This is a genomic window from Pseudomonas sp. St316 (assembly GCF_018325905.1).
Classification (GTDB): domain Bacteria; phylum Pseudomonadota; class Gammaproteobacteria; order Pseudomonadales; family Pseudomonadaceae; genus Aquipseudomonas.
In genome coordinates this window covers 1284679-1298274 of record NZ_AP021901.1, presented here as the reverse complement: position 1 = coordinate 1298274, position 13596 = coordinate 1284679, and the positions used below count along the sequence as shown (strand labels likewise).

General features: G+C 64.1%; 8 protein-coding genes. 5 read left to right on the top strand and 3 right to left on the bottom strand.

Going from position 1 to position 13596, the window contains the following annotated elements:
• The first annotated feature begins 3 nt into the window (after nt 1–3).
• The 4 genes from nagA to nagE are packed head-to-tail and all read left to right on the top strand — an operon-like array spanning nt 4 to nt 6420.
• Nucleotides 4–1110: an N-acetylglucosamine-6-phosphate deacetylase gene (gene nagA, locus KI237_RS05745; RefSeq protein ID WP_212799152.1), complete on the top strand. Its 1107-nt coding sequence runs from the start codon at nt 4–6 to the stop codon at nt 1108–1110.
• On the top strand, nt 1091–2113 hold the full coding sequence (locus KI237_RS05740; protein WP_212799151.1) for an SIS domain-containing protein: 1023 nt from the start codon (nt 1091–1093) through the stop codon (nt 2111–2113). The genes nagA and KI237_RS05740 overlap by 20 nt, the downstream gene beginning before the upstream one ends.
• A gap of 44 nt (nt 2114–2157) precedes the next feature.
• Entirely contained in the window at nt 2158–4671 is a 2514-nt protein-coding gene (gene ptsP, locus KI237_RS05735) for a phosphoenolpyruvate--protein phosphotransferase (RefSeq protein ID WP_212799150.1), read from the top strand.
• A 33-nt stretch (nt 4672–4704) separates the two neighbouring features.
• Nucleotides 4705–6420, top strand: coding sequence for an N-acetylglucosamine-specific PTS transporter subunit IIBC (nagE, locus tag KI237_RS05730; protein WP_212799149.1), 1716 nt, complete (start codon nt 4705–4707; stop codon nt 6418–6420).
• A 307-nt stretch (nt 6421–6727) separates the two neighbouring features.
• Here the strand turns inward: nagE and cutA are convergent, their stop codons facing one another.
• Both cutA and purL read right to left on the bottom strand, forming a co-directional pair.
• Nucleotides 6728–7039: a divalent cation tolerance protein CutA gene (gene cutA, locus KI237_RS05725; protein WP_212799148.1), complete on the bottom strand. Its 312-nt coding sequence runs from the start codon at nt 7037–7039 to the stop codon at nt 6728–6730.
• Between the two features lie 4 nt (nt 7040–7043).
• On the bottom strand, nt 7044–10940 hold the full coding sequence (gene purL, locus KI237_RS05720) for a phosphoribosylformylglycinamidine synthase (protein ID WP_212799147.1): 3897 nt from the start codon (nt 10938–10940) through the stop codon (nt 7044–7046).
• A 287-nt stretch (nt 10941–11227) separates the two neighbouring features.
• Here purL and mltF point away from each other — a divergent pair, with 287 nt between their 5' ends.
• Complete coding sequence (gene mltF, locus KI237_RS05715) at nt 11228–12688, top strand: membrane-bound lytic murein transglycosylase MltF (RefSeq protein ID WP_212799146.1); 1461 nt, start codon at nt 11228–11230, stop codon at nt 12686–12688.
• Between the two features lie 151 nt (nt 12689–12839).
• Here mltF and pdxJ read toward each other — a convergent pair whose 3' ends face one another.
• Nucleotides 12840–13583, bottom strand: coding sequence for a pyridoxine 5'-phosphate synthase (pdxJ, locus tag KI237_RS05710; RefSeq protein WP_212799145.1), 744 nt, complete (start codon nt 13581–13583; stop codon nt 12840–12842).
• Nucleotides 13584–13596 lie beyond the last annotated feature (13 nt).

Genomic DNA, 13596 nt, shown 5'->3' with positions numbered 1-13596 from the left:
CCCATGTCCGAAGACAACATCCTCACCCCCGACGGCTGGGTTCGCGGCCGCCTGATCCATGAACACGGCAAGGTCGTGTCCATCGAAGGCCAGCCTTGCGACCCGACGAGCAACGACCTGCCTTACCTGTTACCCGGGTTCATCGACCTGCACGTCCACGGCGGTGGCGGCAAGGACATCATGCAAGGCGCCCTGGCGTTCGAAACCATTACCCGCACCCACGTACGTTTCGGCACGACCGCGCTGCTGGCCACCACCATGACCGCGCCCAGCGACGAGATCGCCAGCGTGCTCCAGGCCCTCGGCGAGTTTTGTGAACAACGCCCGAATGGCAGCGCCCGGGTCCTGGGCGTGCACCTGGAAGGCCCCTACATCAACCCTGGAAAACTCGGCGCGCAACCGAATTTCGCCCACACCGCGCTGATGGCCGAGGTGCAGAGTTACCTGGCCTTGGCGCCGATCCGGGTGATTACCATTGCCCCGGAGATCGCCGGTCATGACGCCTTGATCCGCGCGCTCAGCGCCCGGGGCGTGCGCATGCAGATCGGCCATACCCTGGGCAGCTACGAAGAAGGTGTCGCAGCGCTGGCCGCCGGGGTCACCAGTTTCACTCATTTGTACAACGCCATGAGCCCGCTGCATCACCGCGAACCGGGCATCGTCGGCGCGGCACTGGCCCATGCGCAATATGCCGAGCTGATCCCGGACCTGTTGCACGTGCACCCCGGCGCCATGCGCGTGGCCTTGCGTGCGATCCCGTGCCTGTATTGCGTCACCGACTCCACCGCCGCCGCCGGCATGCCCGATGGCGAATACAAGCTGGGCAGCCACACCGTGACCAAGTGCCTGGGCGGCGTACGGCTGGCCGACGGGACCCTGGCCGGCAGCACCCTGACCATGGATCAGGCCCTGCGCAACCTGGTGAAGATCGGCCTGCCCATCAGCGAGGCCTCGCAACGCCTGTCCCAATTCCCTGCCGACTACCTCGGCCTGCCCGAGCGCGGACGCCTGCAACCCGGTGCTTGGGCCGACTGCGTGCGCCTGGACCGCTCCCTGACGCTGACCGACGTGATGGTCGAAGGAGAAACCATTGACTTGCAAAATGCTTGAAGAGGCCCTGACCGCTTTCGAAGCCGTCGAGCGTCAGTTGCAACAGTTGGACCCGGCGCTGGTGGAAATCGCCGGACGCTTGCGCCGTCAGCCACCGCAAGTGGCGATGACCGTTGCCCGTGGCAGCTCCGACCACGCGGCCAGCTACTTCGCCTACCTGACCATGCAGCAACTGGGCATCCCGGTGGCCTCGCTGCCAATGTCGGTGGTGACCATGCAGCAGGCGCCGCTCAAGGTCAGCGGCCAGGTGGCCTTTGCATTTTCCCAGTCGGGACAGAGTCCGGACCTGGTCAACAGTCTGCGCCTGCTGCGCAAGCGTGGCGCCTTGAGCGTGGCCTTGGTCAACGCCGCCGACTCGCCCCTGGAAGCGGCGTGTGAATTCAGCGTGCCGTTGTGCGCCGGCGTCGAAAGCAGCGTCGCCGCCACCAAGAGTTTCATCGCCACCCTCAGCGCCAGCGCACGGCTGGTGGCCCACTGGAAGGACGACGCGGAGTTGCTCGAAGCGGGTCATACCCTGCCCGACGGTTTGCGCGATGCCGCCCGTCAGGATTGGGGCATTGCCGTCGAAGCCCTGCGCGACTGTCAGCGGCTGATGGTGATCGGCCGGGGCGCCGGGTTCGCCATCGCCCAGGAAGCGGCGCTCAAGTTCAAGGAAACCTCGGCGATCCAGGCCGAAGCGTTCAGCAGCGCCGAAGTCCGCCACGGGCCGATGGCGCTGATCGATGCCGATTACCCGCTGCTGGTGTTCGCCCCACGCGGTGCCGAGCAGGCCGGGGTGTTGAGCCTGGCCGCGGACATGCGCCAGCGCGGTGCCCGGGTATTGCTGGCGGCACCGGATGACATCGCCGAACGCGACCTGACGTTGACCCGCGCCGAACACCCGGCCCTGGACCCGATCCTGGCGATCCAGAGCTTCTACGGCATGGCCGCGAGCCTGGCCGTGGCCCGAGGCCTGGACCCGGACCAACCCAGGCACTTGAGCAAGGTCACCCGTACGCACTGAGCCAACGGCTTTCTTTTAATAAAAGAACCTGATGAGAGCGCCCCATGCCCAACAAGAATAAAGAGCTGATCCTCAGCGCCCCGCTCAGCGGCCCGGTGCTCACCCTCGCCAACGTTCCGGACGCGGTGTTCGCCAGTGGCGCGATGGGCGACGGAATCGCCATCGACCCGCTGAACGACACCCTCTACGCGCCCTGCGCCGGCGAAGTGATCCACGTCGCCCGCAGCGGCCACGCCGTGACCTTGCGCGCCGACAACGGTGCCGAACTGCTGCTGCACCTGGGCCTGGATACGGTCGAGCTGCAAGGCGAGGGGTTTTCCATGCTGGTCAAGGAAGGGGCGCGGGTCAGCAACGGCCAGCCACTGCTGCGTTATGACCTGGACAAAGTGGCCCTGCGCTGCAAGAGCCTGGTCAGCCTGCTGGTCATCACCAACGGCGAGCACTTCCAGGCGCGGCCCATCACCCTCAAAGGGGTGAAGGTCGGCGAGCCGCTGTTGCATGTCGTCGCCAAGACCCCGGGTGAAACACAAGACGAAGACCAGGACAGTGGCCTGGAAGTCTTCGGCCAGGTCCGCATCGCCCATCGCGGCGGTCTGCATGCCCGCCCGGCGGCGTTGATTCGCCGGACCGCCCAAGGCTTCAAGAGCCGTTCGCAGCTGCATTTCGCTGGTCAGTCGGCGTCCTGCGACAGCGTGATGGGAATGATGGGCCTGGCCATCACCGAGCAGGCAGAGGTGCACGTCAGTTGCCGGGGCAGCGATGCCGAGGCAGCGTTGCAAGCCCTGCTGAAGACGTTATCCACAACCCTGGTTGAGGAAGCCCATGCCGTGGCGCCGCCGGTCAGGGCACACAACCGTAGCGCTGAAGACGGCGTGCTGCACGGTGTATGTGCGGCCCCCGGCCTGGTGGCCGGGCCGCTGGTTCGCTTGAATGGCATTCAACTGCCCGAGGACGCTGGCAACCACAACGCCGAAGAACAACGGCAGCGGCTCAACAGTGCCTTGGAGCACGTCCGTCGCCAAATCCAGCTCACCCTGGAAAACGCCAAGACCCGCCGCCATCGCGACGAAGAAGCGATTTTCAGCGCCCATCTGGCACTGCTGGAAGACCCGATCTTGCTTGACGCCGCGCACCTTGCCATCGATCAGGGCAGTGCCGCGCCTCACGCCTGGAGCCGCTCCATCGACTTGCAATGCCAGGTGCTGCAGCAACTGGGCAGTCCGCTGCTGGCTGAGCGTGCCAATGATTTACGCGATCTGCGCCAGCGGGTCTTGCGCGAGCTGTTGGGCGAGGCCTGGCAATTCGACGTGCCCACGGGCGCCATCGTCGCGGCGCTGGAACTGACACCGTCGGAACTGCTGCAACTCTGCGCCCAAGGCGTGGCCGGCGTATGCACGGCCGAGGGTGGCGCAACCTCTCACGTGGCAATCCTGGCCCGTGGCAAAGGCCTACCGTGCCTGGTGGCGCTGGGCGACGCACTGCTGGTACAGACGCCGGGGCAATCGGTGGTGCTGGATGCCGACGGCGACCGCCTCGAACTCGCGCCAACCGCCGAGCGCCTGGCCCAGGTGCAACAAGAACAACTGCGGCGAACAACCCAACGCGCCCAACAACAGGCCCTCGCCCACACACCGGCGCACACCCGCGATGGCGTGAATATAGAAGTGGCGGCCAATGTCGCCTCCAGCGGCGATGCGGCCCAGGCGTTGGCAAGCGGTGCCGACGGCGTTGGCTTGTTGCGCACTGAATTCCTCTTCGTCGACCGTCACACCGCACCCGACGAAGAGGAACAGCGCCAGGCCTATCAAGCCGTACTCGATGCCATGGGCGGCAAGCCGGTGATCATCCGCACCATCGATGTGGGCGGCGACAAGCAGTTGGATTATTTGCCACTGCCGGCCGAAGCCAACCCGGTGCTGGGCCTGCGCGGCATTCGCCTGGCCCAGCTGCGGCCGGATCTGCTCGACCAGCAACTGCGAGCCTTGCTGAACACCCGTCCGCTGGAGTGCTGCCGGATCCTGTTGCCGATGGTGACCGAGGTCGACGAACTGCTGCACATCCGCCAACGCCTCGATGCCCTGGGCGCGGAACTGGGCCTGAGCGAACGCCCGCAACTGGGGGTGATGATCGAAGTGCCGGCGGCCGCGTTGCTGGCCGAACAATTGGCCGAACACGCGGATTTCCTCTCCATTGGCACCAACGATCTCTCGCAATACACCCTCGCCATGGACCGCGACCACGCCGGCCTCGCCGCCCGGGTCGATGCCCTGCACCCGGCACTGCTGCGGCTGATCGCCCAGACCTGCGCCGGCGCGGCGAAACATGGGCGCTGGGTCGGCGTGTGTGGCGCCCTGGCTTGCGACCCTTTGGCCACGCCGGTGCTGATCGGGCTGGGCGTACGGGAACTGTCGGTCAGCGCGCCGCAGATCGCTGAAATCAAGGCGCGGGTGCGCCAGCTCGACACCGTCAAGTGCGCTTGCCTCAGCGCCGAGCTGCTGAACCTGGGCAGTGCCGCAGCCGTGCGCCGCGCCTGTCATCAACACTGGCCCCTGGGCTGAGCCACGTCGAAGAACAATAAAGGGAGAAACGCCATGTACCAGCATTTCATCGAAGGGCTGCAACGCCTCGGCCGGGCACTGATGCTGCCCATCGCGATCCTGCCCATCGCCGGCCTGTTGCTGCGCCTGGGCGACACCGACCTGTTGAACATCGCCATCATCCACGATGCCGGCCAGGCGATTTTCGCCAACCTGGCGATGATCTTCGCCATCGGCATCGCCGTGGGCTTCGCCCGGGACAATAACGGTACGGCGGGGTTGGCCGGGGCCATCGGTTATCTGGTGATGATCGCCACCCTGAAGGTGCTCGATGCCAGCATCAACATGGGCATGCTCGCCGGGATCATCAGCGGCCTGCTGGCCGGCGCGTTATATAACCGCTTCAAGGACATCAAGCTGCCGGAGTACCTGGCGTTCTTTGGCGGCCGGCGCTTCGTGCCGATTGTCACCGGTTTCAGCGCCGTAGGCCTTGGCGTGGTGTTCGGCCTGATCTGGCCACCGGTCCAGCAGGGCATCAACAGTTTCGGCGCCCTGCTGATGGAAAGTGGCAGTTTCGGAGCCTTCGTGTTCGGCGTGTTCAACCGGCTGCTGATCGTCACCGGCCTGCACCACATCCTCAACAACATGGCGTGGTTTATCTTCGGCAGCTTCACCGATCCACAAACCGGCGCGGTGGTCACCGGCGACCTGACCCGCTACTTTGCCGGTGACCCCAATGGCGGCCAGTTCATGACCGGCATGTTCCCGGTGATGCTCTTCGGCCTGCCCGCCGCATGCCTGGCGATGTACCGCAATGCCCTGCCCCAGCGGCGCAAGGTGATGGGCGGGATTTTGCTGTCCATGGCGCTGACGTCGTTTCTTACCGGGGTCACCGAACCGGTGGAATTCGCCTTCATGTTCCTCGCGCCGTTGTTGTTCCTGCTGCATGCCTTGCTCACCGGCTTGTCGATGGCGATCACCGACTGGCTGAACATTCGCCTGGGCTTTACGTTCTCCGGCGGTTTCATCGACATGGTCCTGGGTTGGGGCAAGTCCAGTAACGGTTGGCTGGTGATACCGGTGGGCCTGGCCTATGCGGTGATCTATTACGCGGTGTTCGACTTCTGCATCCGCCGTTTCGACCTCAAGACCCCAGGGCGTGAAGAAGTGCCGGCCGGGGACAAACCCGTCATCGCCCAGAACCAGCGAGCCGCGGCCTACGTCCAGGCCTTGGGTGGCGCAGACAATCTGATCACCGTCGGCGCCTGTACCACACGGCTGCGCCTGGACATGGTGGATCGCAACAAGGCATCCGACGCGCAGCTCAAGGCTTTGGGTGCCATGGCCGTGGTCCGCCCCGGAAACGGTGGAAGCTTGCAGGTGGTGGTCGGGCCGATGGCCGACAGCATTGCCGACGAAATCCGCCTGGCAATGCCCTCCTCCGACCGCCCTGTCATTGCACCCGTGGCCGCTGCGGTTGAACCGACTACAGCGACCGTCGTGTCCGGGGCCCAAGCGCAACAATGGCTGGATGCGCTGGGTGGCGGTGGCAATGTGTTGCAACTCGATTGCGTGGCGATGAGCCGGTTGCGGGTGCGCCTGGCCGACGGCAAAGGGTTGTCGGAAAGCGCTCTCAAGGCGCTGGGGTGCCAGGGGGTTAGCCCATTGGAGGGTGGCGTCTGGCACTTGCTGCTTGGGGAGAAAGCGCCGGGGTTGTGGCAGGCGTTGGAGGCGGTGGTGCTGAGTCGTCAGGCAGAGGTGAAAGCTTAGGCCTTCGTTGCCTGACAGTCCGCTATCGCGAGCAAGCTCGCTCCCACAGGGCAGGGTGCAGATCACACATTTTGTGAACAACACAACTCCATTGTGGGAGCGAGCTTGCTCGCGAAGCGGCCCTAAAACCCGACAACGCGGTGTGTCAGGCAAATCGAGTTTGGCTGTTTGGGGCTGCTGCACCGCCCAGCGGGAGCAAGCTCCCTCGCCACGGGGTTCCGTGTACGCAGATGATGTGGCTTCAAATCACGCCCAATAAAAAACCCGCTGAATCAATCAGCGGGTTTTTCAGTTCGGTGCAGTCGGATCAAAAATCCTCCAACCGCCACACTTCATACGCCGGCGTCTCGTAGGGATGGCTCTGCTTCAACGCCGCCACCACCTCACGAATCAACTCATCGGCAACGACCAGCTCCACCTTCCATTCCTCGACCTGCTCGACCTGCCCCGCCTCGCCCATGAACGGCTGGCTGCCGTCCAACGGGCGAAACTGGCCCAGGCCCAACACTTGCCAGGCGCAGTGGTCATAGTCGCCGATTCGCCCACCACCGGCAGCGAATACGGCGCTTTTGACCACGTCCACGTGGCTGGCCGGAACGAAGAAGCAGAGTTTGTACACCGCCTCAGTTCACCCAGACGCGCGCGTTGCGGAACATGCGCATCCACGGTGCGTCTTCGTTCCAGTCGTCCGAACGCCACGAGTTCTGCACCGCGCGGAACACACGCTCCGGGTGCGGCATCATGATCGTGACGCGGCCGTCGCGGCTGGTCAGGCCGGTGATCCCGCGCGGCGAGCCGTTCGGGTTGGCCGGGTAGGTTTCGGTGACCTTGCCGTGGTTATCGACAAAACGCAGCGATACACAACCGGACAAGTCAGCTTCGAGCAGCGCTTCTTCGCTTTCAAATTCGGCGTGGCCTTCGCCGTGGGCGATAGCGATCGGCATGCGCGAACCGGCCATGCCCTGCAGGAAGATCGAGTTCGACTCCTGCACCTGGACCATCGCCACGCGGGCTTCGAACTGCTCGGAACGGTTGCGCACGAAGTGCGGCCAGAACTCGCTGCCCGGGATCAGCTCGTGCAGGTTGGACATCATCTGGCAACCGTTGCACACGCCGAGGGTGAAGCTGTCGGTGCGCTCGAAGAAGCCCTGGAACGCATCACGGGCGCGGCTGTTGAACAGCGCCGACTTGGCCCAGCCTTCACCGGCACCCAGCACATCGCCGTAGGAGAAACCGCCACAAGCAACCATGCCCTTGAAGTCGTTCAGGTCGACACGACCGGCCAGGATGTCGCTCATGTGCACGTCGATAGCGTTGAAACCGGCGCGGTCGAAAGCCGCCGCCATTTCCACCTGACCGTTGACGCCCTGCTCGCGCAGGACCGCCACTTGTGGGCGAATGCCCTTCTTGATGTAGGGCGCGGCCACGTCGTGGTTGACGTCGTAGCTGAGCTTGGCGCTCAAGCCCGGGTTGTCTTCTTCCAGCAGCGCGTCGAATTCCTGCTCGGCACACTCGGCGTTGTCGCGCAGGCGCTGGATCTGGTAGCTGGTTTCAGCCCACTGGCGCTGCAACAGGCGACGCTGGCCTTCGAAGACGGTGTCGCCGTTGAAGGTGATGTTGATGTGGGCATTGTTGATCGGCTGGCCGATCACCGAGACGCAGTCGGCCAAGCCAGCTGCGCTGAACTGGGCGAGGATGTCCGGGGTGGCGTCCTGGCGAACCTGGATCACCGCGCCCAACTCTTCGTTGAACAGGATGGCCGGGATTTCAGCCTTGGACTCGGCAACGCTGTCGAGGGTCAGGCTCAGGCCGCAGTGGCCGGCAAAGGCCATTTCCATCACGGTGGTCAGCAGGCCGCCGTCGGAACGGTCGTGGTAAGCCAACAGGTGACCGTCGGCGTTGAGGCCCTGAATGACGGCGAAGAACGCCTTCAGGTCTTCGGCATCGTCGACGTCCGGCGCTTGCGAGCCGAGCTTGCCATGCACCTGGGCCAGGATCGAGGCGCCCATGCGGTTCTGGCCACGGCCCAGGTCGATCAGGATCAGGTCGGTGGTGCCCTTGTCCATGCGCAGTTGCGGGGTCAGGGTCTGGCGGATGTCGGTGACCGGAGCAAAACCGGTCACGATCAGCGACAACGGCGAGGTGACGCTCTTGTCCACGCCTTCGTCGTTCCAGCGCGTGGCCATGGACATGGAGTCCTTGCCCACCGGAATGGTGATGCCCAACTCAGGGCACAGCTCCATGCCGACAGCCTTGACGGTGTCGTACAGGCGAGCGTCTTCACCCGGGTGACCGGCGGCGGACATCCAGTTGGCCGACAGCTTGATGTCGGAAATCTTGCCAATGCGCGAAGCCGCGATGTTGGTCAGGGTCTCGCCGATTGCCATGCGGCCCGACGCCGGAGCGTCCAGCAGCGCCAGCGGCGTGCGCTCGCCCATGGCCATGGCTTCACCGGTGTAGACGTCGAAGCTGGTGGCGGTCACGGCCACGTCAGCCACCGGCACCTGCCATGGGCCGACCATCTGGTCGCGGGCCACGAGGCCAGTGATGGTGCGGTCGCCAATGGTGATCAGGAAGCTTTTGCTCGCCACGGCCGGGTGGTGCAGGACGCGCTCGATGGAGTCGGCGATATCGAGGGTCGACGGATCGAAATCATCGCCCAGTTCGGCTTCACGAACAGCCGAACGGTGCATGCGCGGGGCCTTGCCCAGCAGCACTTCCAGTGGCATGTCCACCGGGCTGTTGCCGAAGTGGCTGTCGGTGACGGTCAGTTGCGGCTCGGCGGTGGCTTCGCCGACCACGGCGAACGGGCAGCGCTCGCGCTCGCAAATGGCCTGGAAACGTTCGAAGTCGGCCGGACCGACCGCCAGGACGTAACGCTCCTGAGATTCGTTGCTCCAGATTTCATGCGGGGCCATGCCCGGCTCGTCGTTTGGAATGTTGCGCAGTTCGAAGCGGCCACCGCGGCCACCGTCGTTGACAAGTTCCGGGAAGGCGTTGGACAGGCCGCCCGCGCCAACGTCGTGGATGAAGCTGATGGGGTTGTGTTCACCCAACTGCCAGCAACGGTCGATGACTTCCTGGCAACGGCGTTCCATTTCCGGGTTTTCCCGCTGGACCGACGCGAAGTCCAGGTCTGCCGAGCTGGTGCCGGTGGCCATGGAGGAAGCGGCGCCGCCACCCAGGCCGATCAGCATGGCCGGGCCACCGAGGACGATCAGCTTGGAGCCGACCAGGATCTCGCCCTTCTGCACGTGTTCGGCGCGGATATTGCCCATGCCGCCAGCAAGCATGATCGGCTTGTGGTAACCACGGACTTCTTCACCACGCGGGGTGGTGATGGACTGTTCGAAGGTACGGAAGTAACCGGTCAGGGCCGGACGGCCGAATTCGTTGTTGAACGCCGCGCCACCCAGGGGACCTTCGATCATGATGTCGAGGGCGTTGACGATGCGCTCAGGCTTGCCGTAGGGCTTTTCCCACGGCTGTTCGAAGCCCGGGATCTGCAGGTTCGACACGGTGAAACCGGTCAGGCCAGCCTTGGGCTTGGCGCCGCGCCCGGTGGCGCCTTCGTCGCGGATCTCGCCACCGGAACCGGTGGACGCGCCAGGGAACGGGGCGATGGCGGTCGGGTGGTTGTGGGTCTCGACCTTCATCAGGATGTGCACCGGCTCCTGGACCGCACCGTACTGGCGGGTCTCGGGGTCCGGAAAGAAACGGCCGGCAACGCTGCCGACGATGACCGAGGCATTGTCCTTATAAGCAGAAAGAACGCCTTCGCTGTGCATCTGGTAGGTGTTCTTGATCATGCCGAACAGGCTTTTTTCCTGGCTCTGGCCGTCAATGTCCCAACTGGCGTTGAAGATCTTGTGGCGGCAGTGCTCGGAGTTGGCCTGGGCGAACATCATCAGTTCGATGTCGTGCGGGTTGCGCTTCAAGCCCTTGAAGGCGTTGACCAGGTAATCGATCTCGTCTTCGGCCAGGGCCAGGCCCAGTTCGGCGTTGGCTTTTTCCAGCGCAGCGCGACCGCCGCCCAGTACGTCGATGGCCGTGAGTGGCTTGGGTTCGGCGTGGCTGAACAGGCCGGCGGCCTGCTCCAGGTTGCCCAGGACGACCTGGGTCATGCGGTCATGCAGGCCGTCGGCGATCAGTTGGGCCTCGGCCTCGCTGAACTCACCGGCGACATAAAAGGCAATACCGCGCTCCAGGCGCTGGATTTTCGCCAGGCCGCAGTTGCGGGCAATGTCGCTGGCCTTGCTCGACCACGGCGAAATGGTGCCAAAACGCGGCAGCACCAGGAACAGGCGACCGGCCGGCTCCTGGACAGGAACACTTGGACCGTACTTCAGAAGGCGCGCGAGCACCTGCTGTTCGTCGCCGGTCAAACCGCCGGTGACTTCGGCGAAGTGAGCGAATTCAGCATACAAGCCGCTGACAGCCGGTACCTTCTGGCTCAGTTGCTCAAGGAGTTTGCTGTGGCGAAAGGCAGAAAGGGCAGGAGCGCCGCGCAGGATCAACATCTTCGGGACAGCCTCGGGAAGGGGGTGTGCTTTGAGGCCGTGCATTCTAGCCTAAACCGCCGCCGACGGCACCCGAAACGGCACGCGCGGTGCTAGCCGAATGTCGGCCTTGGCGCGCACGGCGCAATTGGACACCCGCGCCAAGGTTTTCGCAGAGATATTTTTCAGCGACGCAAAGCCCTGCGCCCCCGGCCGGCCGGTGCTGCGGACAAGTTTTGCAATGGCTAGCAGACTGGCCTTTTGCTGTCGAGATATGGCGGCAAGGGCCGTTTGCGTATACTGCGCAGATGTTTTCCCCAACGGCTTTGCGTCCGCGATATGCCAGATGGCTGATCGCAACCGGACTCTTCCTGGTGCTCAGTGGTTGTGTTGAGAAACCCAACACACTGGAGCGCGTAAAGGAGGATGGCGTGCTGCGGGTGGTTACCCGAAACAGCCCCGCCACCTACTTTGAGGATCGTAACGGTGAAACCGGCTTCGAATACGAGCTGGTGAAGCGTTTCGCCGACGATTTGGGGGTGGAACTGAAGATAGAGACCGCCGACAACCTCGACGACCTGTTCAGCCAGATCGGCAAGCCCAACGGCCCGGTATTGGCCGCCGCCGGCCTTGTCAGCAGCGAGCAGCGCAAGAAACAGGTGCGTTTTTCCCATTCCTACCTGGAAGTCACCCCGCAGGTCATCTACCGCAACGGCCAGTCACGCCCCACCGATGCCGCCGCCCTCGCCGGCAAGAAGATCATGGTACTCAAGGGCAGTACCCACGCCGAACAACTGGCCCAGTTGAAGCAGCAGTACCCGGGCATCGAGTACGAAGAGTCCGATGCGGTGGAAGTGGTCGACCTGCTGCGCATGGTCGATGAAGGCCAGATCGACCTGACCTTGGTGGATTCCAACGAAGTGGCGATGAACCAGGTGTACTTCCCCAACGTGCGCGTGGCCTTTGACCTGGGTGACGCCCGCAGCCAAAGCTGGGCGCTGGCCCCCGGCGACGACAACAGCCTGCTCAACGAGATCAACAGCTACCTCGACAAGGTGCAGAAGAACGGCACGCTGCAACGCCTCAAGGACCGCTATTACGGGCACGTCGATGTCCTCGGCTACATGGGCGCCACCACGTTCGCCCAGCATTTGCAGCAGCGGCTGCCCAAATACGAACAGCACTTCAAGGCCTACGCCAAGCAGGAAAAAGTCGATTGGCGCCTGCTGGCCGCGATTGGCTACCAGGAGTCGCTGTGGCAACCGGCGGTCACGTCCAAGACCGGCGTGCGCGGCCTGATGATGCTGACCCAGAACACCGCCCAGGCCATGGGCGTGTCCAACCGCCTGGATCCGAAGCAAAGCATCATGGGCGGCGCCAAGTACCTGGCCTACATGAAGGACCAACTGGATGAAAGCATCGAGGAGCCGGACCGCACCTGGTTCGCCCTCGCCGCCTATAACGTGGGCAGCGGTCACCTGGACGACGCCCGCAAACTGGCGGCCAAGGAAGGGCTGAACCCGAACAAGTGGCTGGACGTGAAGAAGATCCTGCCGCGCCTGTCCCAGAAGCAGTGGTACAGCAAGACCCGCTACGGCTACGCCCGGGGCGGCGAGCCGGTGCATTTCGTGGCGAACATCCGTCGCTACTACGACATCCTGACCTGGGTGACGCAGCCACAGCTTGAAGGCAACCAGGTGGCCGAGGGCAACCTGCACGTGCCGGGTGTCGACAAGAGCAAGCCCAGTACGGAAACACCGCAGCTCTGATAGCCCTACACACCCCTTACTGTGGGAGCAGGTCTGTGGGAGCAGGTCTGTGGGAGCAAAGCTTGCTCGCGATAATGGTTTGACTGTCAGTCCGCTATCGCGAGCAAGCTTTGCTCCCACAGGCTAGCTCTCGCAGGATGTGGTGGCAGGGTCAGGGTTTGGCGGCAGCCAGGATCAGCGCTTTCATCTCCGCCACCGCCGATTTGAATCCGACGAACAACGCATGGGCCACCAGTGCATGGCCGATGTTCAGTTCGTTGATGCCCTTGATGGCCGCGACGGCCTCGACGTTGTGATAGTGCAGGCCGTGGCCGGCGTTGACGATCAGACCTTGGGCCAGGCCGAAGGCGACGCCGTCGGCCACGCGTTGCAGCTCATCGGCCACATCCGTTGGTGTTTCGGCATCGGCATAACGGCCAGTATGCAGTTCGATGGCTGGCGCGCCGACCCGCTTGGCCGCCTCGATTTGCCGTTCGTCGGCATCAATGAACAGCGATACCTCGGCGCCGATCTTCGACAGGCGCTCCACTGCCAAGCTGATCCGCGCCTCCTGCCCCGCCACGTCGAGGCCGCCTTCGGTGGTCAGTTCCTGGCGAGTCTCCGGCACCAGGCAGATGTGCGCTGGGCGGATGCGCTCGGCGAACGCCATCATCTCTTCGGTCACGCCCATTTCGAAGTTCATGCGGGTTTGCAGCACATCCTTGAGCAGCAGCACGTCTCGCTCCTGGATGTGACGACGGTCTTCACGCAGGTGCACGGTGATGCCGTCGGCGCCCGCCTCTTCCGCGTCCAGTGCGGCCTTGACCGGATCCGGGTAACGCGTACCGCGGGCCTGGCGCAGGGTGGCAACATGGTCGATGTTCACGCCGAGAAGAATGCGATTGCTGGTGCTCACGAAAAGGCTCCTG